Annotated in this window: 20 protein-coding genes, 4 tRNA genes and 1 rRNA gene; all 25 read right to left on the bottom strand. The window is 55.1% G+C overall.

Features of this window, described 5'->3' with window-relative positions; translation table 11 throughout:
* Positions 1–3: 3 nt before the first annotated feature.
* Complete coding sequence (gene rplB / locus F475_RS14230; protein WP_003186055.1) at positions 4–828, bottom strand: 50S ribosomal protein L2; 825 nt, start codon at positions 826–828, stop codon at positions 4–6.
* Between the two features lie 14 nt (positions 829–842).
* Positions 843–1,142 carry a 50S ribosomal protein L23 gene (gene rplW, locus F475_RS14225; RefSeq protein WP_002555488.1) on the bottom strand — a complete coding sequence of 100 codons (300 nt, stop codon included), beginning with the start codon at positions 1,140–1,142 and terminating at the stop codon, positions 843–845.
* Positions 1,139–1,741: a 50S ribosomal protein L4 gene (gene rplD / locus F475_RS14220; protein ID WP_003228735.1), complete on the bottom strand. Its 603-nt coding sequence runs from the start codon at positions 1,739–1,741 to the stop codon at positions 1,139–1,141. The genes rplW and rplD overlap by 4 nt, the downstream gene beginning before the upstream one ends.
* A gap of 12 nt (positions 1,742–1,753) precedes the next feature.
* The gene (gene rplC / locus F475_RS14215) at positions 1,754–2,389 is read right to left on the bottom strand and encodes a 50S ribosomal protein L3 (protein WP_003186059.1); all 636 of its coding nucleotides are present in this window, start codon (positions 2,387–2,389) and stop codon (positions 1,754–1,756) included.
* Between the two features lie 80 nt (positions 2,390–2,469).
* Positions 2,470–2,781: a 30S ribosomal protein S10 gene (gene rpsJ / locus F475_RS14210; protein WP_003186070.1), complete on the bottom strand. Its 312-nt coding sequence runs from the start codon at positions 2,779–2,781 to the stop codon at positions 2,470–2,472.
* Between the two features lie 158 nt (positions 2,782–2,939).
* Entirely contained in the window at positions 2,940–4,133 is a 1,194-nt protein-coding gene (tuf, locus tag F475_RS14205; protein WP_007933700.1) for an elongation factor Tu, read from the bottom strand.
* 30 nt (positions 4,134–4,163) lie between these two features.
* Positions 4,164–6,269 (bottom strand): elongation factor G, encoded by a 2,106-nt coding sequence (fusA, locus tag F475_RS14200; protein ID WP_007933703.1) that lies wholly within the window; start codon positions 6,267–6,269, stop codon positions 4,164–4,166.
* A gap of 30 nt (positions 6,270–6,299) precedes the next feature.
* Positions 6,300–6,770, bottom strand: a complete 471-nt coding sequence (gene rpsG / locus F475_RS14195; RefSeq protein ID WP_002555493.1) for a 30S ribosomal protein S7 — start codon at positions 6,768–6,770, stop codon at positions 6,300–6,302.
* A 118-nt stretch (positions 6,771–6,888) separates the two neighbouring features.
* The gene (rpsL, locus tag F475_RS14190; protein WP_003186084.1) at positions 6,889–7,260 is read right to left on the bottom strand and encodes a 30S ribosomal protein S12; all 372 of its coding nucleotides are present in this window, start codon (positions 7,258–7,260) and stop codon (positions 6,889–6,891) included.
* A gap of 218 nt (positions 7,261–7,478) precedes the next feature.
* Complete coding sequence (gene rpoC / locus F475_RS14185) at positions 7,479–11,678, bottom strand: DNA-directed RNA polymerase subunit beta' (RefSeq protein ID WP_007933713.1); 4,200 nt, start codon at positions 11,676–11,678, stop codon at positions 7,479–7,481.
* Positions 11,679–11,742: 64 nt separating this feature from the next.
* The gene (gene rpoB / locus F475_RS14180) at positions 11,743–15,816 is read right to left on the bottom strand and encodes a DNA-directed RNA polymerase subunit beta (protein ID WP_018925655.1); all 4,074 of its coding nucleotides are present in this window, start codon (positions 15,814–15,816) and stop codon (positions 11,743–11,745) included.
* A gap of 220 nt (positions 15,817–16,036) precedes the next feature.
* A complete protein-coding gene (gene rplL, locus F475_RS14175; RefSeq protein WP_018925654.1) occupies positions 16,037–16,402 on the bottom strand; it encodes a 50S ribosomal protein L7/L12 in 366 nt (121 codons plus the stop codon).
* 78 nt (positions 16,403–16,480) lie between these two features.
* Complete coding sequence (gene rplJ, locus F475_RS14170; protein WP_018925653.1) at positions 16,481–16,981, bottom strand: 50S ribosomal protein L10; 501 nt, start codon at positions 16,979–16,981, stop codon at positions 16,481–16,483.
* 198 nt (positions 16,982–17,179) lie between these two features.
* Positions 17,180–17,875 carry a 50S ribosomal protein L1 gene (gene rplA / locus F475_RS14165; RefSeq protein WP_007933725.1) on the bottom strand — a complete coding sequence of 232 codons (696 nt, stop codon included), beginning with the start codon at positions 17,873–17,875 and terminating at the stop codon, positions 17,180–17,182.
* Positions 17,875–18,306, bottom strand: coding sequence for a 50S ribosomal protein L11 (gene rplK / locus F475_RS14160; protein WP_007933726.1), 432 nt, complete (start codon positions 18,304–18,306; stop codon positions 17,875–17,877). Before rplK ends, rplA begins: the two co-directional genes overlap by 1 nt.
* A 117-nt stretch (positions 18,307–18,423) precedes the next feature.
* Positions 18,424–18,957, bottom strand: a complete 534-nt coding sequence (nusG, locus tag F475_RS14155) for a transcription termination/antitermination protein NusG (RefSeq protein WP_007933727.1) — start codon at positions 18,955–18,957, stop codon at positions 18,424–18,426.
* A gap of 9 nt (positions 18,958–18,966) precedes the next feature.
* Positions 18,967–19,335 (bottom strand): preprotein translocase subunit SecE, encoded by a 369-nt coding sequence (gene secE / locus F475_RS14150; RefSeq protein WP_007933728.1) that lies wholly within the window; start codon positions 19,333–19,335, stop codon positions 18,967–18,969.
* A 45-nt stretch (positions 19,336–19,380) separates the two neighbouring features.
* Positions 19,381–19,456, bottom strand: a tRNA-Trp gene (locus F475_RS14145).
* A gap of 174 nt (positions 19,457–19,630) precedes the next feature.
* Positions 19,631–19,706, bottom strand: a tRNA-Thr gene (locus F475_RS14140).
* 26 nt (positions 19,707–19,732) lie between these two features.
* A tRNA-Gly gene (locus F475_RS14135) sits at positions 19,733–19,806 on the bottom strand.
* Positions 19,807–19,830: 24 nt separating this feature from the next.
* A tRNA-Tyr gene (locus F475_RS14130) sits at positions 19,831–19,915 on the bottom strand.
* Positions 19,916–20,058: 143 nt separating this feature from the next.
* Positions 20,059–20,499 carry a hypothetical protein gene (locus F475_RS14125; protein ID WP_064620713.1) on the bottom strand — a complete coding sequence of 147 codons (441 nt, stop codon included), beginning with the start codon at positions 20,497–20,499 and terminating at the stop codon, positions 20,059–20,061.
* Positions 20,500–20,506: 7 nt separating this feature from the next.
* On the bottom strand, positions 20,507–21,256 hold the full coding sequence (locus F475_RS14120; RefSeq protein WP_111454175.1) for a pantothenate kinase: 750 nt from the start codon (positions 21,254–21,256) through the stop codon (positions 20,507–20,509).
* Positions 21,246–22,205, bottom strand: a complete 960-nt coding sequence (birA, locus tag F475_RS14115; RefSeq protein WP_018925649.1) for a bifunctional biotin--[acetyl-CoA-carboxylase] ligase/biotin operon repressor BirA — start codon at positions 22,203–22,205, stop codon at positions 21,246–21,248. Before birA ends, F475_RS14120 begins: the two co-directional genes overlap by 11 nt.
* A 135-nt stretch (positions 22,206–22,340) precedes the next feature.
* A 5S ribosomal RNA gene (gene rrf, locus F475_RS14110) occupies positions 22,341–22,456 on the bottom strand.
* Positions 22,457–22,517: the final 61 nt, after the last annotated feature.

Below are 22,517 nucleotides of genomic sequence, written 5' to 3'. Positions count from 1 at the left end.
TATTTACTTGCGACGACGGACGATCATTTTGTCGGTACGCTTATTACCACGAGTCTTCGCGCCCTTAGTCGGGAAGCCCCATGGCGATACCGGATGACGACCACCAGAGGTACGACCTTCACCACCACCATGTGGGTGGTCAACCGGGTTCATGGCAACACCACGAACGGTTGGGCGAACGCCACGCCAGCGTTTGGCACCAGCTTTACCCAGCGAACGCAGGCTGTGCTCGGAGTTCGAGACTTCGCCCAGGGTCGCGCGGCATTCAGCCAGCACTTTACGCATCTCACCAGAACGCAGACGCAGGGTCACGTAGACACCTTCACGAGCGATCAGCTGAGCCGAAGCACCAGCGGAACGAGCGATTTGCGCGCCTTTACCTGGCTTCAATTCGATGCCGTGTACGGTGCTACCAACTGGAATGTTACGCAGTTGCAGAGCGTTGCCCGGCTTGATCGGTGCCAGAGCACCTGCGATCAGCTGGTCGCCAGCACTCACGCCTTTAGGCGCGATGATGTAGCGACGCTCGCCATCTGCGTACAGCAGCAGAGCGATGTGAGCAGTACGGTTTGGATCGTATTCGATACGCTCAACAGTGGCAGCGATGCCATCTTTGTCGTTGCGACGGAAATCGACCAGACGATAATGCTGCTTATGGCCACCACCAATGTGACGAGTGGTAATACGACCATTGTTGTTACGACCACCAGACTTCGATTTTTTCTCGAGCAGCGGTGCGTGAGGAGCGCCTTTATGCAGCTCCTGGTTGACCACCTTGACCACAAAACGGCGGCCAGGGGAAGTCGGTTTGCATTTAACGATTGCCATGATGCACCCCTTCCTTACTCAGCACTGCTGCTGAAATCGAGATCTTGGCCTGGCTGAAGGGAGATAACTGCCTTCTTCCAGTCATTACGCTTGCCCAGACCGCGAGCAGTGCGCTTGCTCTTACCCAGAACATTCAGGGTAGTAACACGCTCTACTTTCACGCTGAACAGGCTTTCGACGGCCTTCTTGATTTCCAGCTTGGTTGCGTCAGTGGCAACCTTGAAAACGAACTGGCCTTTCTTGTCTGCCAGAACCGTAGCCTTCTCGGAAACGTGCGGGCCAAGCAGAACTTTAAATACGCGTTCCTGGTTCATCCCAGCAGCTCCTCGAATTTCTTCACGGCCGACACGGTGATCAACACCTTGTCGTATGCGATCAGACTAACTGGATCGGAACCTTGCACATCACGCACATCAACGTGCGGCAGGTTACGAGCAGCCAGGTACAGGTTCTGATCAACAGCGTCCGACACGATCAGAACGTCGGTCAGGCTCATGTTGTTCAGTTTGCCCAGCAGGTCTTTGGTTTTCGGCGTTTCAACAGCGAAATCCTGAACCACGACCAGACGATCAGTACGCACCAGCTCAGCAAGGATGGAACGCATTGCTGCGCGATACATCTTCTTGTTCAGCTTCTGGGAGTGATCCTGAGGACGAGCTGCGAAAGTGGTACCGCCGCCACGCCAGATTGGGCTACGGATAGTACCGGCACGAGCACGGCCAGTACCTTTCTGACGCCATGGGCGCTTACCGCCACCACGAACGTCGGAACGGGTCTTTTGCTGCTTGCTACCTTGACGGCCGCCGGCCATGTAGGCCACGACTGCTTGGTGAACCAGCGTCTCGTTGAATTCGCCGCCAAATGTCAGTTCGGAAACTTCGATCGCTTGAGCGTCATTTACATTTAATTGCATGTCAGCTTCCCCTTAACCGCGAGCCTTGGCTGCTGGACGTACAACCAAGTTGCCGCCAGTAGCGCCAGGAACAGCGCCCTTGACCAACAACAGATTGCGTTCAGCGTCCACGCGCACTACTTCGAGGGACTGCACGGTCACGCGCTCAGCGCCCATATGACCGGACATTTTTTTGCCCTTGAATACACGACCAGGAGTCTGGCACTGGCCGATAGAGCCTGGAACGCGGTGGGATACGGAGTTACCGTGGGTGTTATCTTGCCCGCGGAAATTCCAACGCTTGATCGTACCCTGGAAGCCTTTACCTTTGGACTGACCGGTTACATCAACCAGTTGACCAGCAGCGAAGATTTCAGCATTGATCAGATCGCCGGCCTGGTACTCGCCTTCTTCAAGGCGGAATTCCATCACGGTACGACCAGCGGCAACGTTCGCCTTAGCGAAGTGGCCAGCTTGCGCAGCTGTAACACGCGAAGCACGACGCTCGCCTACAGTGACTTGCACTGCACGATAGCCATCGGTCTCTTCAGTTTTGAACTGGGTGACGCGATTCGGCTCGATCTCAATGACCGTGACCGGAATGGAGACACCTTCTTCGGTGAAAATACGGGTCATACCGCATTTACGACCGACTACACCAATAGTCATGTTGTAAACCTCATGAGTGTACGGGGCTTTCACCCGCTATGGCCGCCCATTTCAGAGCGTTACACGACTAAGACCGAGTCTTAGCCGAGGCTGATCTGCACTTCCACACCGGCCGCAAGATCAAGCTTCATAAGAGCATCAACGGTTTTATCCGTTGGCTGGACGATGTCCAGAACGCGCTTATGAGTACGGATCTCGTACTGGTCACGCGCGTCTTTGTTGACGTGCGGGGAGACCAGAACGGTGAACCGCTCTTTACGGGTAGGCAGTGGAATTGGACCACGCACTTGAGCACCAGTACGTTTCGCGGTTTCCACGATTTCCTGGGTGGATTGGTCGATCAGGCGATGGTCAAAAGCCTTCAACCTGATACGGATTTGCTGATTTTGCATTGGATTTCAGACTCCGGCTGCTATTCCCACCGGGCGCAATACGCCCGTTAAAAGGAGGCGCAATTCTATAGACGCCCCCGATAGGTGTCAACCCAATAAAAAAGCCCCCGCTGAGCGGGGGCTTTTTCAAAGCATCGAAGCTATCTCAGAAGAGAAGCTTACTCGATGATTTTAGCTACAACGCCAGCACCAACGGTACGGCCGCCTTCGCGAATAGCGAAACGCAGACCATCTTCCATTGCGATGGTTTTGATCAGGGTAACAGTCATTTGAATGTTATCGCCTGGCATTACCATTTCAACGCCTTCTGGCAGCTCGCAGTTACCAGTCACGTCAGTAGTACGGAAGTAGAACTGTGGACGGTAGCCTTTGAAGAACGGAGTGTGACGACCGCCTTCTTCTTTGCTCAGAACGTAAACTTCTGCGGTGAACTTGGTGTGCGGCTTAACGGTACCTGGCTTAACCAGAACCTGACCACGCTCCACGTCATCACGCTTGGTGCCGCGCAGCAGCACGCCGCAGTTCTCGCCAGCACGACCTTCGTCGAGCAGTTTGCGGAACATTTCAACACCGGTGCAGGTGGTGACGGTAGTGTCACGCAGACCAACGATTTCCAGTGGATCCTGAACGCGAACGATACCGCGCTCGATACGACCAGTCACAACAGTACCGCGACCCGAGATCGAGAATACGTCTTCGATTGGCATCAGGAACGGCTTGTCAGTCAGACGAACCGGTTCTGGGATGTAGCTGTCCAGAGTTTCAACCAGTTTCTTGACGGCAGTGGTGCCCATCTCGTTATCGTCCAGACCATCCAGCGCCATACGAGCGGAGCCGATGATGATTGGAGTGTCGTCACCTGGGAAGTCGTAAGTGCTCAGCAGATCGCGCACTTCCATCTCAACCAGTTCCAGCAGCTCAGCGTCGTCTACCAGGTCAGCCTTGTTCAGGAAAACCACGATGTACGGAACGCCTACCTGACGGGACAGCAGGATGTGCTCACGGGTTTGTGGCATCGGACCATCAGCGGCCGAGCAAACCAGGATAGCGCCGTCCATTTGAGCAGCACCGGTGATCATGTTCTTCACATAGTCAGCGTGACCTGGGCAGTCAACGTGAGCGTAGTGACGGATCTTCGAGTTGTACTCAACGTGAGCGGTGTTGATGGTGATACCGCGAGCTTTCTCTTCTGGTGCGCTGTCGATCTTGTCGAAGTCAACACGAGCCGAACCGAAAACTTCGGAGCAGACGCGAGTCAGAGCAGCGGTCAGAGTGGTTTTACCGTGGTCAACGTGACCGATAGTGCCAACGTTGACGTGCGGTAGGGAACGATCAAATTTTTCTTTAGCCACGACAATTAACTCCTTGCCTAAAGGACTGAATCAGCCTTGTTTTTTGGTAACGGTTTCGACGATGTGCGACGGAGCCGTATTGTATTTTTTGAATTCCATAGAGTAGCTTGCGCGACCCTGAGACATGGAACGAACGTCGGTCGCATAACCGAACATCTCGCCCAACGGAACCTCGGCACGAATTACTTTACCGGAAACCGTATCTTCCATACCCAGAATCATGCCGCGACGACGGTTAAGGTCGCCCATCACGTCACCCATATAGTCTTCAGGCGTAACAACCTCTACCGCCATGATCGGCTCAAGCAACTCACCACCACCCTTCTGGGCCAGTTGCTTGGTCGCCATGGAAGCAGCCACCTTAAACGCCATCTCGTTCGAGTCGACGTCGTGGTAAGAACCATCAAACACGGTAGCCTTCAGGCCGATCAGCGGATAGCCGGCAACAACACCGTTCTTCATCTGCTCTTCGATACCCTTCTGGATAGCCGGGATGTATTCCTTAGGAACCACACCACCCACTACTTCGTTCAGGAATTGCAGACCTTCCTGACCTTCGTCAGCAGGTGCAAAACGGATCCAGCAATGACCAAACTGGCCACGACCGCCGGACTGACGAACGAACTTGCCTTCGATTTCGCAGCTCTTCGTGATGCGCTCACGGTACGAAACTTGAGGCTTACCGATGTTGGCTTCGACGTTGAACTCACGGCGCATCCGGTCAACCAGGATGTCCAGGTGCAGCTCGCCCATGCCGGAGATGATCGTTTGACCAGTCTCTTCATCAGTTTTGACGCGGAAAGACGGGTCTTCCTGAGCAAGTTTGCCCAGAGCGATACCCATTTTTTCCTGGTCATCCTTGGTCTTAGGCTCTACGGCAACCGAAATAACCGGCTCCGGGAAGTCCATGCGAACCAGGATGATTGGCTTGTCAGCGTTGCACAAAGTTTCACCAGTGGTGACGTCCTTCATGCCGATCAAGGCCGCGATGTCACCAGCGCGTACTTCCTTGATTTCTTCACGGGCGTTTGCGTGCATTTGCACCATACGACCCACGCGCTCTTTCTTGCCTTTTACCGAGTTGATCACGCCGTCGCCGGAGGCCAACACGCCCGAGTAAACCCGAACAAAGGTCAAGGTACCCACGAATGGGTCGGTAGCGATCTTGAACGCCAGAGCCGCGAAAGGCTCGTCGTCGCTTGCATGACGCTCCATTTCCTCTTCCTCGTTATCCGGGTTGGAACCCTTGATAGCAGGAATGTCGGTAGGAGCAGGCAGGAAGTCGATAACGGCGTCGAGAACCAGGGGAACACCCTTGTTCTTGAAGGAAGAACCGCAAACAGCCAGAACGATCTCACCAGCGATAGTACGCTGACGCAGAGCGGCCTTGATTTCCTCGATGGAGAGCTCTTCCCCTTCGAGATACTTGTTCATCAGCTCTTCGTTGGCTTCGGCCGCAGCCTCGACCATGTTGCTGCGCCACTCTTCAGCCAGCTCTTGCAGCTCGGCAGGAATGTCCTTGCGAACAGGGACCATACCCTTGTCAGAGTCATTCCAGTAGACAGCTTGCATGTTGATCAGATCGATCTGACCCTGGAAGTTGTCTTCGGAACCGATAGCCAACTGGATTGGCACCGGAGTGTGACCCAGACGCTGCTTGATCTGACCGATCACGCGCAGGAAGTTAGCGCCAGCACGGTCCATCTTGTTTACGTAAACAAGACGTGGAACGCCGTACTTGTTGGCCTGACGCCATACGGTTTCCGACTGAGGCTCAACACCCGAAGTACCGCAGAACACAACGACAGCGCCGTCGAGTACGCGCAGGGAGCGTTCAACTTCAATAGTGAAGTCTACGTGGCCCGGGGTATCGATAACGTTGAAACGGTGTTCGTGCGAGTACTGCTTCTCAGAACCTTTCCAGAAGGCGGTGATAGCAGCAGAAGTAATGGTAATACCACGCTCCTGCTCCTGCACCATCCAGTCTGTGGTCGCGGCGCCGTCATGCACCTCGCCCATTTTGTGACTTTTGCCAGTGTAAAAAAGGACGCGCTCGGTGGTGGTGGTTTTACCAGCATCCACGTGAGCAACGATACCGATGTTACGGTAGCGGCTAATCGGAGTAGTACGAGCCATAAAGCCCTCGCAAAATTAGTGAAGCTAAAATTAGAAGCGGTAGTGCGAGAAAGCCTTGTTGGCTTCAGCCATACGGTGCACGTCTTCACGCTTCTTAACAGCAGCACCTTTACCTTCAGCAGCGTCCAACAGTTCGCCAGCCAAACGCAGAGCCATAGACTTCTCGCCGCGCTTACGGGCGAAGTCTACCAACCAGCGCATTGCCAGCGCGTTACGACGGGACGGACGAACTTCGACCGGAACCTGGTAAGTAGCACCGCCTACACGGCGCGACTTTACTTCGACCAGCGGAGCGATGGCGTCGAGAGCTTTCTCGAAGATTTCCAGGGGGTCGCTGTTCTTGCGTTCTTTAACCTTTTCCAGCGCGCCATAAACGATACGCTCGGCAACGGCTTTTTTGCCGCTTTCCATCACGTGGTTCATGAACTTGGCCAGGATTTGGCTTCCGTATTTTGGATCGTCAAGCACTTCGCGCTTGGCTGCTACGCGTCTTCTTGGCATGGATAAGCCCTCAAACGGTCTTCAGGTTCGCTCGGAATCGGTGCCCTTTCGGGACGCCTCCGACCTTACTCTTATCGACTCAGAAAAATAGAAATCGGTTTTTTGCTGCAAGCGACTATTACTTCGGACGCTTGGTACCGTACTTCGAACGACCTTGGTTACGACCTTTAACGCCGGAAGTATCCAAAGAGCCGCGAACGGTGTGGTAACGAACACCTGGCAAGTCTTTTACACGACCGCCGCGGATCAGTACCACGCTGTGCTCTTGCAGGTTGTGGCCTTCACCGCCGATGTACGAGGAAACCTCGAAACCGTTGGTCAGACGCACACGGCATACTTTACGCAGTGCCGAGTTAGGTTTTTTCGGCGTAGTGGTATACACACGGGTGCATACGCCACGACGTTGCGGGCAGTTCTGCAGCGCAGGCACGTCGGATTTCTCGACGATACGCTTACGCGGCTGACGTACCAGCTGGTTGATAGTTGCCATCTACTAGCTCCACTGTTGTCTTGCGACGCTATTGTCTTGCAAGAAAAGCAAAATGGCAGGAACGAATCCCCGCCAAATTTAGGGGTACAAGAGTCTAAAGAGGATCTTGCCCCCAGTCAAGGCAAGGCCCCGACCTCTCCCCCCATCCAACCTCGACAAATTGTCTCGACTGGATGAACGGAGCGATCAGGGCCTGCACTCATTTACTACCGCAGAACTCAGTTACCGCTCGAGTTCAGCGCTTCGGTCAGTGCAGCTTCCACTTCACTGGCGCTCACGCGCAACGGTTTGTCAGCATCACGGCGGCGCTTGCGCTCGCTGTGATAAGCCAGACCGGTACCGGCCGGGATCAGACGACCCACGACCACGTTTTCTTTCAAGCCGCGCAGGTAATCGCGCTTGCCGGTTACCGCCGCCTCGGTCAGTACGCGAGTGGTTTCCTGGAAGGAAGCCGCCGAGATGAACGATTCGGTGGACAACGACGCCTTGGTGATACCCAGCAGAACGCGAGTGAACTTGGAGACAAATTTGTCTTCATTGCTCAGACGCTCGTTCTCTACCAGCACGTGAGTCAATTCCATCTGGTCGCCCTTGATGAAACTGGAATCGCCGGATTCAGCGATCTCAACTTTACGCAGCATCTGACGCAGGATGGTCTCGATGTGCTTGTCGTTGATCTTCACGCCTTGCAGACGGTAAACGTCCTGGATCTCGTTCACGATGTACTTGGCCAGCGCACTCACACCCAGCAGACGCAGGATGTCGTGTGGATCGCTCGGACCGTCGGAGATAACTTCGCCGCGGTTTACCTGTTCGCCTTCGAAGACGTTCAGGTGACGCCACTTCGGAATCAGCTCTTCGTACGGATCGCTACCGTCGTTCGGGGTGATAACCAGACGGCGCTTGCCTTTGGTCTCTTTACCGAACGCGATGGTGCCGCTGACTTCAGCCAGAATCGAGGCTTCTTTCGGACGACGAGCTTCGAACAAGTCGGCAACACGCGGCAGACCACCGGTGATGTCACGGGTCTTCGAAGTCTCTTGCGGAATACGAGCGATAACATCACCGATCGCGATTTTCGCACCGTCCGCTACACCGACCAGGGCGTTAGCAGGCAGGAAGTACTGAGCAATTACGTCGGTACCCGGCAGCAAGAGATCCTTGCCGTTGTCATCAACCATCTTCACAGCAGGACGGATATCTTTACCGGCAGCTGGACGGTCTTTGGCGTCGAGTACTTCAATGTTGGTCATACCGGTCAATTCGTCAGTCTGACGCTTGATCGTGATGCCTTCTTCCATGCCCACGTAGGTCACGGTACCTTTCATTTCGGTAACGATTGGGTGAGTGTGCGGATCCCACTTGGCCACGATTGCGCCAGCGTCGACCTTGTCACCTTCTTTAACCGAAATCACAGCACCGTACGGCAGCTTGTAGCGCTCACGCTCACGACCGAAGTCATCAGCGATTGCCAGCTCACCGGAACGGGACACAGCAACCAGGCAACCGTCCACTCGCTCAACGTGCTTCAGGTTATGCAGACGGACGGTACCGCCATTCTTCACCTGAACGCTGTCGGCTGCGGAGGTCCGGCTTGCCGCACCACCGATGTGGAACGTACGCATGGTCAGCTGGGTACCCGGCTCACCGATGGACTGGGCAGCGATAACGCCGACCGCTTCACCGATGTTCACCTGGTGACCACGAGCCAAGTCACGACCGTAGCACTTGGCGCAAATGCCATAGCGGGTTTCGCAGCTGATCGGCGAACGCACGATCACTTCGTCGATGCTGTTCAGCTCGATGAACTCGACCCACTTCTCGTCTACCAGAGTGCCGGCAGGAACGATAACTTCCTCGGTACCTGGCTTGAATACGTCACGGGCAATGACACGACCCAATACGCGCTCACCCAACGGCTCAACAACGTCACCGCCTTCAATGTGCGGAGTCATTACCAGGCCATGTTCGGTACCGCAATCGATCTCGGTCACAACCAGATCCTGCGCCACGTCTACCAGACGACGAGTCAGGTAACCGGAGTTCGCAGTTTTCAACGCGGTATCCGCCAGACCTTTACGAGCACCGTGAGTAGAGATGAAGTACTGAAGTACGCTCAAGCCTTCACGGAAGTTCGCAGTAATCGGCGTTTCGATGATGGAACCGTCCGGCTTGGCCATCAGGCCACGCATACCGGCGAGCTGACGGATCTGCGCAGCAGAACCCCGTGCGCCCGAGTCGGCCATCATGTACATCGAGTTGAAGGATTCCTGGTCAACTTCGACGCCATGGCGGTCAATGACTTTCTCTTTCGAGAGGTTGGCCATCATCGCCTTGGATACTTCGTCGTTCGCCTTGGACCAAAGGTCGATCACTTTGTTGTACTTCTCGCCCTGGGTTACCAGGCCGGAGGCGTACTGACTTTCGATCTCTTTCACTTCGTCGGTGGCGGCACCGATGATGCGGGCTTTTTCATCCGGGATAACGAAGTCGTTAACACCGATGGAAACGCCGGAGATGGTCGAATAGGCAAAACCGGTGTACATCAACTGGTCAGCGAAGATCACGGTCTCTTTCAAACCAACCACGCGGTAGCACTGGTTGATCAGCTTGGAGATCGCTTTCTTTTTCATCGGCAGGTTGACGACGTCGAAGGACAGACCTTTTGGCACAACCTGGAACAACAGCGCACGGCCGACGGTAGTATCGACGATACGAGTGTTGGTCACGCTGCCGCCATCACGATCGTTCACGGTTTCGTTGATCCGCACCTTGACCTTGGCGTGCAGTGCGGCTTCGCCGGCACGGAACACACGGTCAACTTCCTGCAGATCCGCGAACACACGACCTTCGCCTTTGGCGTTGATCGCTTCACGAGTCATGTAGTACAGACCCAATACAACGTCCTGCGAAGGAACGATGATCGGCTCACCGTTGGCTGGCGACAGAATGTTGTTGGTCGACATCATCAACGCACGCGCTTCCAGCTGGGCTTCCAGCGTCAGCGGTACGTGCACGGCCATTTGGTCGCCGTCGAAGTCGGCGTTGTACGCAGCACAGACCAGAGGGTGCAGCTGGATAGCCTTACCTTCGATCAGTACCGGTTCAAACGCCTGGATACCCAGACGGTGAAGGGTCGGTGCACGGTTGAGGAGAACCGGGTGTTCGCGAATCACTTCAGCGAGAACGTCCCAAACCTCTGGCAGCTCACGCTCAACCATCTTCTTGGCCGCTTTGATGGTGGTAGCAAGACCACGCATTTCCAGCTTGCCGAAAATGAACGGTTTGAACAGCTCGAGAGCCATCTTCTTCGGCAGACCGCACTGGTGCAGACGCAGGGTCGGACCTACGGTAATTACCGAACGACCGGAGTAGTCAACACGCTTACCGAGCAAGTTCTGACGGAAACGACCTTGCTTACCCTTGATCATGTCAGCCAGGGATTTCAGAGGACGCTTGTTGGAACCGGTGATAGCGCGGCCACGACGACCGTTGTCGAGCAGTGCGTCGACGGCTTCCTGCAACATACGCTTTTCGTTGCGCACGATGATGTCCGGAGCGGACAGATCAAGCAGGCGCTTCAAACGGTTGTTACGGTTGATCACTCGACGATACAGATCGTTGAGGTCGGAAGTCGCGAAACGACCGCCATCCAATGGGACCAGTGGACGCAGATCTGGCGGCAGAACCGGCAGAACGGTCAGCACCATCCACTCTGGCAGGTTGCCGGAACCCTGGAAGGCTTCCATCAACTTCAGACGCTTGGACAGCTTTTTGATTTTGGTTTCGGAGTTGGTTTGCGGAATCTCTTCACGCAGACGGCCAATCTCGTGCTCCAGGTCGATAGCGTGCAGCAGTTCACGGACAGCTTCGGCACCCATGCGGGCATCGAAATCGTCGCCGAACTCTTCCAGCGCTTCGAAGTACTGCTCGTCGTTGAGCAGCTGACCCTTTTCAAGGGTGGTCATGCCTGGATCGATAACGACATAGCTCTCGAAGTAGAGAACGCGCTCGATATCACGCAGGGTCATGTCCATCAGCAAGCCGATACGGGACGGCAGCGATTTCAGGAACCAGATGTGGGCTACTGGCGAGGCCAGCTCGATGTGCGCCATGCGCTCACGACGAACTTTTGCCAGCGCGACTTCAACGCCGCACTTCTCGCAGATCACACCACGGTGCTTCAAGCGCTTGTACTTACCGCACAGGCACTCGTAATCCTTTACCGGGCCAAAGATCTTGGCGCAGAACAGGCCGTCACGCTCAGGTTTGAACGTACGGTAGTTGATGGTTTCCGGCTTTTTAACTTCACCGAACGACCACGAACGGATCATCTCAGGCGATGCCAATCCAATACGGATGGCGTCGAACTCTTCGACTTGACCCTGGTTTTTCAGCAAATTCAGTAGGTCTTTCAAGGCCTTTCCTCCTGGCGGAGCAGAGAGCGGGCAATCCTGCCCCGCTCTCGATTCGCGTCACGTGTTATTCGGTTTCCAGATCGATATCGATGCCGAGGGAACGAATTTCCTTGATCAACACGTTGAAGGACTCGGGCATGCCCGGCTCCATACGGTGATCGCCGTCCACGATGTTTTTGTACATCTTGGTCCGGCCGTTCACATCGTCCGACTTCACTGTGAGCATTTCTTGCAGAGTGTAAGCAGCACCGTATGCTTCCAGTGCCCAGACCTCCATCTCCCCGAAACGCTGACCACCGAACTGCGCCTTACCACCCAGCGGCTGCTGGGTAACCAGGCTGTACGAACCGGTAGAACGAGCGTGCATCTTGTCGTCTACCAAGTGGTTCAGCTTCAGCATGTACATGTAGCCAACAGTAACCGGGCGCTCGAACTTGTTGCCGGTACGGCCGTCGGTCAGCTGCATCTGGCCGCTTTCTGGCAGGTCTGCCAGTTTCAGCATGGCCTTGATTTCGCTTTCCTTGGCGCCGTCGAACACTGGAGTGGCCATTGGAACGCCGCCACGCAGGTTCTTCGCCAGATCCAGAATTTCCTGGTCGGAGAAGCTATCCAGATCTTCGTTACGACCGCCGATCTGGTTGTAGATCTCGTCCAGGAAGGTGCGAAGTTCAGCAACCTTACGCTGCTCTTCGACCATCCGGTTGATCTTCTCGCCCAGACCTTTGGCCGCGAGGCCCAGGTGGGTTTCAAGGATCTGACCAACGTTCATACGCGAAGGTACGCCCAACGGGTTGAGGACGACGTCGACCGGGGTGCCATTGGCATCGTGCGGCATGTCTTCAACCGGCATGATCACGGAGACCACACCCTTGTTACCGTGACGACCGGCCATCTTGTCGCCCGGCTGGATGCGGCGACGGATTGCCAGGTAAACCTTGACGATTTTCAGCACGCCTGGAGCCAGGTCATCGCCCTGCTGCAGCTTGCGCTTCTTGTCTTCGAACTTGTCGTCCAGCAGACGGCGGCGATCAACGATGTAGGCCTGAGCCTTCTCGAGCTGCTCGTTCAGAGCATCTTCAGCCATGCGCAGCTTGAACCACTGGCCGTGCTCAAGACCGTCGAGAACTTCGTCGGTGATTTCCTGACCTTTCTTCAGACCGGCGCCGCCTTCGGCTTTGTGGCCGACCAGAGCGGAACGCAGACGTTCGAAAGTAGCGCCTTCAACGATACGGAACTCTTCGTTCAGGTCCTTGCGGATCTCGTCGAGTTGAGTCTTCTCGATCGACAGTGCACGAGCATCACGCTCAACGCCGTCACGGGTGAAGACCTGTACGTCGATGACAGTACCCTTGGTGCCGGTAGGCACACGCAGGGAGGTGTCTTTAACGTCGCTGGCTTTTTCACCGAAGATCGCACGCAGCAGTTTTTCTTCCGGAGTCAGTTGGGTCTCGCCTTTCGGAGTGACCTTACCTACCAGGATGTCGCCTGCGCCTACTTCAGCACCTACGTAAACGATACCGGCTTCGTCCAGCTTGTTCAGTGCAGCTTCACCCACGTTCGGGATGTCTGCAGTGATTTCCTCTGGCCCAAGCTTGGTGTCACGCGCCACACAGGTCAGTTCCTGGATGTGGATCGTGGTGAAACGGTCTTCCTGAACAACACGCTCGGACAGGCAGATGGAGTCTTCGAAGTTGAAGCCGTTCCATGCCATGAACGCGATGCGCATGTTCTGACCCAGAGCCAGTTCACCCATATCGGTGGACGGACCGTCGGCCATGATGTCGCTGCGCTGAACCCGATCACCTTTGCTCACCAGCGGACGCTGGTTGATGCAGGTGTTCTGGTTGGAGCGGGTGTACTTGGTCAGGTTGTAGATGTCGACACCAGCTTCGCCGGTTTCAACTTCATCATCAGCAACACGAACCACGATACGGCTGGCGTCGACGGAATCGATCACGCCGCCACGACGAGCCACGACGCAAACGCCGGAGTCGCGAGCCACGTTACGCTCCATGCCGGTACCTACCAGCGGCTTGTCAGCACGCAGGGTTGGTACAGCTTGACGCTGCATGTTCGAACCCATCAACGCACGGTTGGCGTCGTCGTGCTCGAGGAACGGGATCAGCGACGCAGCAACCGAAACTACCTGCTTCGGCGACACGTCCATCAAGGTGACATCTTCCGGCGCCTTGACGGTGAACTCGTTCAAGTGACGAACAGCTACCAGCTCGTCGATCAGGACTTTCTTGTCGTTCATCGTGGCCGAAGCCTGAGCGATCACGTGATCAGCTTCTTCGATGGCGGACAGGAAAACGATCTCGTCGGTGACCAGAGCGTCTTTCACCACGCGGTACGGGCTCTCGAGGAAGCCGTACTGGTTGGTGCGCGCATAGGCGGCCAGGGAGTTGATCAGACCGATGTTCGGACCTTCCGGCGTTTCAATCGGGCATACACGACCGTAGTGAGTCGGGTGTACGTCACGGACTTCGAAGCCTGCACGTTCGCGAGTCAAACCGCCTGGGCCGAGTGCAGAGACACGACGCTTGTGGGTGATCTCGGACAGCGGGTTGTTCTGGTCCATGAACTGGGACAGCTGACTGGAACCGAAGAACTCTTTCACCGCCGCAGCCACTGGCTTGGCGTTGATCAGGTCTTGCGGCATCAGGCCTTCGCTTTCCGCCATCGACAGACGCTCTTTGACCGCACGCTCAACACGTACCAGGCCAACGCGGAACTGGTTCTCGGCCATTTCGCCTACGCAGCGAACACGACGGTTACCCAGGTGGTCGATGTCATCGACGATGCCTTTACCGTTACGGATGTCGACCAGAGTCTTCAGAACCGCGACGATGTCTTCTTTGCACAACACGCCCGAACCTTCGATCTCGGTACGACCGATACGACGGTTGAACTTCATCCGGCCGACCGCAGACAGATCATAGCGCTCAGGACTGAAGAACAGGTTGTTGAACAGTGTCTCGGCAGCGTCCTTGGTTGGCGGCTCGCCTGGACGCATCATGCGATAGATCTCGACCAGCGCTTCCAATTGGTTGCTGGTGGAGTCGATCTTCAGGGTGTCGGAGACGAACGGACCGCAGTCGATATCGTTGGTGTACAGAGTTTCGATGCGAACAACGCCCGCCTTGGCAATTTTTGCCAGGATTTCGGTGTTCAGCTCGGTGTTGCACTCTGCCAGGATTTCGCCGGTAGCCGGATGCACGATGACCTTGGCGGTAGTGCGACCCAGGACGTAGTCCAGAGGCACTTGCAGCTCTTTGATCCCGGCTTTTTCCAGCTGGTTGATGTGGCGAGCGGTGATACGACGACCTTGCTCGACAATAACCTTGCCTTTGTCATCCTGAATATCGAGGACAGCAATTTCACCACGCAGGCGCTGAGGCACCAGTTCCAGGCTGAGGTTTTCACCCTGCACATGGAAGACGTTGGTGGTGTAGAACGCGTCCAGCACTTCTTCAGTGGTATAGCCCAGCGCGCGCAGCAGTACCGATGCAGGCAGCTTGCGGCGACGGTCGATACGCACAAATACGCAATCTTTCGGGTCGAACTCGAAGTCCAACCACGAACCGCGGTAAGGAATGATGCGCGCGGAGTACAGCAGTTTGCCGGAGCTGTGCGTCTTGCCACGGTCGTGGTCGAAGAACACGCCCGGGGAACGGTGCAGCTGGGAAACGATTACACGCTCGGTACCGTTGATTACGAAGGTACCGTTCTCAGTCATCAGGGGGATTTCACCCATGTAGACTTCTTGCTCTTTGATGTCCTTGATCGCTTTGTTCGACGATTCTTTGTCGAAAATGATCAGGCGCACTTTTACCCGCAAAGGTACGGCGTAAGTTACACCGCGCAATACGCATTCTTTGACATCAAATGCCGGTTCGCCCAGGCGATAACCGACGTACTCCAGCGCAGCATTGCCGGAGTAGCTGATGATCGGGAAAACGGATTTGAAGGCCGCATGCAGGCCCACGTCGCGGAACTGATCTTTAGTCGCTCCCGCTTGCAAGAATTCACGATACGAATCCAGCTGGATGGCCAGGAGGTACGGCACATCCATGACGTCCGGCAACTTGCTAAAGTCCTTGCGGATACGTTTTTTCTCAGTATATGAGTAAGCCATCAGCGTTCCCCAGCTTGGTCACCTGCTTGTTTGGCCCCTCCCGACGGGAGCAGCCAGAAAATCGTGCAAACCCCATGGTTTGCGCCACCACATCGGGTGGATACAGCTCGTTACCAGCACCGACCCAGTCGGCTGCCAATAACGGAAAAAGGCCGGTGGCAAGAGCCACCAGCCATCAGCCTTTCGCTTAACGCTCGGGCTGGAGGAGCAAAGTCGATGCTTATTTCAGCTCGACTTTAGCGCCTGCTTCTTCCAGAGCTGCTTTGGCTTTGTCAGCTGCGTCTTTGGCAACAGCTTCCAGAACCATGGCAGGAGCGCCGTCAACTACAGCCTTGGCTTCTTTCAGGCCCAGACCGGTCAGTTCACGTACAGCCTTGATCACGTTAACTTTCTTCTCGCCAGCTTCGGTCAGCATGACGTTGAATTCAGTTTGCTCTTCAACAACAGCGGCAGCAGCAGCTGGACCAGCAGCAGCAACAGCAGCGGTAACGCCGAAGGTTTCTTCCATTGCTTTGATCAGCTCAACAACTTCCAGAACGGTTTTCTGGCCGATTGCTTCGATGATTTGTTCGTTAGTCAGAGACATGACTTGAATCCTGTATTGGGGTGACAGCTTACGCAGCCATCAAATTAAACATATGATTTTGAAAGGTCTCGCTGTGCCTTAGGCAGCAGCAGCTTCTTTCTGGTCGCGAACGGCTGCCAGGGTACGAGCCAGCTTGCTGGTAGCGCCTTGGATCACGCTCATCAGTTTCGCAATAGCTTCGTCGCGGGTCGGCAGGGTAGCCAACACGTCGATCTGGTTAGCGGCAAGGAACTTGCCATCAAACGCAGCTGCCTTGATCTCGAACTTGTCCTGACCCTTGGCGAACTCTTTGAAAATCCGGGCAGCAGCGCCTGGATGTTCTTTGGAGAATGCAATCAGGGTAGGGCCGGTGAACACGTCGTTGAGGACACTGAATTCAGTGTCAGCAACAGCGCGCTTGAGCAGGGTGTTACGTACGACACGTACATAAACGCCAGCTTCACGAGCCTCTTTACGGAGTCCGGTCATCGCGCCTACTGTTACGCCACGGGCATCAGCCACGACAGCGGACAGAGCGACTTTGGCAGCCTCGTTGACTTCAGCGACGATGGCCTTCTTGTCTTCGAGTTTAATTGCCACGGGTTTAACTCCTGCTTGTTACCGTTTCATCCAGTCGAAACCGGATGTCGTTTTGGTGTCTGATTCGGTAAGGAACCGGGAGCACCATCTGCGTAGGCTTGAGGTTTAAGACTTGCGTCGCCTACGGTCTTGGATAGCCCCCGCCAGGCAGGGACCCCAATCTTTCAATTGGCGCAATTACTTGCGCCAACCTGCGTCTTACGCGTCGAGCGAACCCTGGTCGATGACCAGACCTGGGCCCATAGTAGTGCTCAGGGTAACGCGCTTGACGTAAATACCTTTCGAGGAAGCTGGCTTGATACGCTTCAGATCAGCGATCAGGGCTTCAACGTTTTCCTTCAGCTTGACGGCATCGAAGCCGACTTTGCCAACGGAAGTGTGGATGATGCCGTTTTTGTCGGTGCGATAACGAACCTGACCAGCCTTGGCGTTTTTAACCGCGGTAGCTACGTCTGGAGTTACTGTGCCGACTTTAGGGTTAGGCATCAGACCACGTGGACCGAGGATCTGACCCAACTGACCTACAACGCGCATTGCATCCGGGGATGCGATCACTACGTCATAGTTCAGGTCGCCGCCTTTCATTTCGGCAGCCAGGTCGTCCATACCTACACGGTCAGCGCCGGCAGCCAGAGCGGCCTCGGCAGCTGGACCCTGAGTGAACACAGCAACGCGAACGGTCTTGCCGGTACCGTGCGGCAGCACGGTAGCGCTACGAACGACCTGGTCGGATTTACGCGGGTCAACACCCAGGTTCACAGCTACGTCGAACGACTCGCTGAACTTGACAGTCGACAGCTCGGACAGCAGAGCAGCAGCGTCTACAAAGTTGTAGGCCTTGCCTGCTTCGATTTTGCCGGCGATAGCCTTTTGACGCTTGGTCAGCTTAGCCATTACACACCCTCCACGTTAAGGCCCATGCTACGAGCAGAACCGGCGATAGTACGCACGGCTGCTTCCATATCAGCTGCAGTCAGATCCGCGTTTTTGGTTTTCGCGATTTCTTCCAGCTGAGCACGAGTCACAGTGCCAACCTTAACGGTGTTCGGACGAGCGGAACCGCTAGTCAGACCAGCCGCCTTCTTCAGCAGAACCGAAGCAGGAGTGGATTTGGTTTCGAACGTGAAGCTACGGTCGCTGTAGACAGTGATGATCACTGGAGTCGGCAGACCTGGCTCAAGACCCTGAGTACGGGCGTTGAAAGCCTTGCAGAATTCCATGATGTTCACGCCGTGCTGACCCAGAGCAGGACCAACAGGTGGGCTTGGGTTAGCCTGAGCGGCCTTCACTTGCAGCTTGATGTAAGCGGTAATCTTCTTGGCCATGAGGCACTCCAATTACGGGTTCAAACGCCTCGAAAGGCTCCCCGGTTACTTGCGCGTTTATCCCAGTGACGACAAAACCCCACAGCCTAGGGCTGCGGGGTTGGGATGCTTGCTCAGCTAGACCTTTTCGACCTGACTGAACTCCAACTCTACCGGAGTAGAGCGACCGAAAATGAGCACCGCCACTTGGATCCGGCTCTTTTCGTAGTTAACCTCTTCAACCGTGCCGGTAAAATCGGCAAACGGCCCGTCGTTGACACGTACCGACTCACCCGGCTCGAACAACGTCTTCGGCTTCGGCTTGTCGCTACCATCAGCAACGCGACGCAGAATCGCTTCTGCTTCTTTATCTGTGATTGGTGCAGGCTTGTCGGCAGTACCACCGATGAAGCCCATCACCCGAGGAGTATCCTTGACCAAGTGCCAAGTACCCTCGTTCATATCCATCTGAACCAGCACATAACCAGGGAAGAATTTGCGTTCGCTTTTGCGCTTCTGGCCATTACGCATCTCAACCACTTCTTCAGTGGGAACCAGAATTTCGCCGAAGCCATCTTCCATGCCAGCCAGCTTTACGCGCTCGATCAACGAACGCATGACATGCTTCTCGTAACCGGAGTAAGCATGCACAACGTACCAACGCTTAGCCACGGGACACCCTTAGCCGACGATCAAGGAAACAAGCCAACCGAGCAGGGAATCAAGCCCCCACAACAGCAACGCCATAACCAGAACAACAGCCACAACGATCAACGTGGTCTGCGTAGTTTCTTGGCGAGTTGGCCAAACGACTTTACGAATCTCGGTGCGCGCTTCCTTAACCAGTACAAAGAAAGACTTGCCCTTAACCGTCTGCAGGCCTACAAAGGCAGCTACAGCAGCAATGACCAGCAAAGCGAGCACGCGGTACAGGATCGGCGAAGCAGAGTAATACTGATTGCCAACAACGCCAACAATCACCAAAGCAACTACTACCAGCCACTTGAGTAGATCGAAGCGAGAGCCTTGAGCTTCAGCTTTAGGAGTCATCTATGAAGATCCTGTGAAAAGAAAGCCAGACACACCTGGTGAATCTGGCAGGTCAGGAGGGAATCGAACCCCCAACCTACGGTTTTGGAGACCGTCGCTCTGCCAATTGAGCTACTGACCTAAAACAAAATCAGGCCGACCATTATGCCGGCCCGAAAAAGACTTTACAACAATTTACTCATCGATCCTGGCCATGCACACCAGCACCAAAGATGCACAACACCCTCTCAGGCAACAACGCGCATCTACAAGCCATTAAAACAAAGGCAGATATTTTCATATCTGCCTTGTTATATGGAGCTCTTGAGCGGATTTGAACCGCTGACCTCACCCTTACCAAGGGTGTGCTCTACCAACTGAGCTACAAGAGCGTAACACTTTGCAGGACCTGCAAACCTGGAGCGGGTAGCGGGAATCGAACCCGCATCATCAGCTTGGAAGGCTGAGGTTCTACCACTAAACTATACCCGCGGAGCTTGCAGCTCTCGCTAAAAATGGTGGAGGGGGAAGGATTCGAACCTTCGAAGTCGTAGACGTCAGATTTACAGTCTGATCCCTTTGGCCGCTCGGGAACCCCTCCTAAGCGAGCCGGCATTCTATACTATGCCAGCCTTCTGTCAAGCATTTTCTCATTAAAAACCTGAGGTTAGCTGCGTTGACCTCGCTTCGCACCGTCCACCTTTAAAAGGTCTTCACTGCGAAGCGGGCGCCATTCTATGCAAACTATTCGACAGGTGCAACCCCCTCACACGGCATTATTTTATGTTTTAACTCATTGAATTCTTTAGAAAGGCTTTGCAACTGCAAGTCATCCAGCAAACGCCGGCTTTCCGGCGCCACACGCACCCAGTAACCCGCATATTCAGGGAGATCCTTCGGCAAGGGCTGAAACTTGATGTCCATGCCACTCAATCGATGCTCGATTGCCTGAGCGACTTCCTGCCGGGCAGAACCGCCCAGATAGAGACAACTGCTTTCTGTCTGCGTGGATTTTCCTTTATCTCGGGTCGTATCAGTCGCCTCACTCAACAAACGAATGTCCTGCTGAGAGCCCCGATACATACTCAAGGGGGTCACATCCTTCGCGCGAAGCGGGGCCTCCTGTTGGTGCCAGACGTAATAGAACACATTGAGAACAAGCAGCAGCAGGAACAACCAACGCATAAAAACCTCAAGACAAGGGACACGCCATAGCCAACCCTACAAACACCAGATCTGGAACCACCCTGGCCCCAGGCACAATCTCGGAGACCAGATCAGCATCTCCTCCTGTGAGGAATACAGCGAAATCCCCCCCCCAATAGCTGCGCGCCAAATCTAGCTGAGCCTGAACAAAGCCCCTCAACATCAGCACACAACCTCGCTCGACCGCCTCGACGGTAGTACGCCCAGGAACAAGACTCTCCAAAGCGCGCTCGGCAGCAAGGTCGCCATAGCGGATTCTACGGGTATGAGTACGCAACTGGTTACGCATTAAGGGCATTCCCGGACAGATGAAGCCTCCAAGATGCTCGCCATCCCTAGCGACAAAATCAGCAGTGACCGCGGTACCGAAGTCGAGCACCAGACAAGCACCTGGAGCCAGGTGAAATCCTCCGAGCATTGCAAGCCAGCGATCAAGTCCTAGCCGCTCGAACTCTTCATAGCCATTACGAACCCCGGACATTTCGCGAGCCGGTGTGGCACACACCACGGAAACGCCGAAAGCCTCTGTCAACGAAGAGATCAAGGCTCCGGTTTCTTCAGCGGTTCTGACACTCACTAACCGACAATGCTTGAGAGCGAGCCCCTTGAGCCCCTTCAAACTCTCAAGCAGCGCGAGATCCGAATCAACGACACCCTCACCAACCACCCGCCCGACATCCGCGCCGAGCACACGCCACTTGATGAAACTGTTTCCACAATCGAGCTCAAGTATCATCACGCAACCTCAGGCTGAGCTCACCACCACTAAAGACTTTTTCCACGCCATCCACCTTCAAGCGCAAGGCACCCTGACCATCGATACCCAACACCTCTCCATCTATCTGACTAGCTCCAGCAATCAACGACACGGCGCGCCCCTGCCATAGATGATTTTGCTCCCACTCCGCCCGGATAGCCGGAAATCCGTCGACCTGGTGGCGACTCAAGTAGGCCCGGAGCATCACCCCCAACTTCGCAACCAGGTGATTGCGATCAACCGCCTTACCCGACTCGAGCCGCATGGACGTCCACTGCTGGTCAACCTCATCAGTCATCTGCATGTTCACATTGATCCCGACACCGATCACTACGTGACACACATCTGCAGGATCGCCCACTAATTCGAGCAATATTCCAGCAATTTTTTTCTGACCAACCAGAACATCATTAGGCCACTTCAAACCCGCGCCTGAAATACCAAGCTCTCGCAAGGCCTGCAGTACGGCGAGCCCAACAACTAGACTCAAGCCTTCCAGTTGCCGCATCCCACCCTCAATGCGCAACACCAGGCTGTAATAGATGTTTTCTGCGAACGGACTCACCCACTTGCGTCCACGCCGTCCGCGACCGGCCGTTTGCCGCTCGGCAAGCACCAGAAATGGCGCGATCTGGCCACGCTCGATAGCGCGCAAAGCTTCAGCATTGGTAGAGTCAATTGAGTCGAGGACCAGGATGGGCCACTCACAGGAAGGCTCACGCGCGCATATCTCGACAGGATCAAGCAGCGTCAATGGCGCAGCCAGCTGATAGCCGCGACCGCGCACTTTATGAATGGATAAGCCGAGCTCAGCCTCCAAATGCTGAAGCTGCTTCCATACAGCGCTACGACTGACGCCCAAGGCGACGCCCAGGGCCTGGCCCGAATGGAATCGACCATCCTTAAGAAGCTTTAACAACGTCAGCATGCAAGTCTCGCCTCACAATGAGGCCCGCATGATAGCCATGCACCGAGCAGTTGCATAGAAACCCTAAACGTCAGTTTTCCTGCGGGCAAAACAAAACCCCTACCTGCATACGCAGATAGGGGTTTCGGAATTTAATCTTGACGATGACCTACTCTCACATGGGGAAACCCCACACTACCATCGGCGATGCATCGTTTCACTTCTGAGTTCGGGATGGGATCAGGTGGTTCCAATGCTCTATGGTCGTCAAGAAATTCGGGTACCGAACCGTCTTTCGACGCTTCAGCAAATTGGGTATGCGATAGTTTGTGC

The sequence above is a fragment of the Pseudomonas sp. URMO17WK12:I6 genome (genome assembly GCF_003253625.1).
Lineage (GTDB): Bacteria > Pseudomonadota > Gammaproteobacteria > Pseudomonadales > Pseudomonadaceae > Aquipseudomonas.
This window is presented reverse-complemented; position numbering and strand designations above follow the sequence as displayed.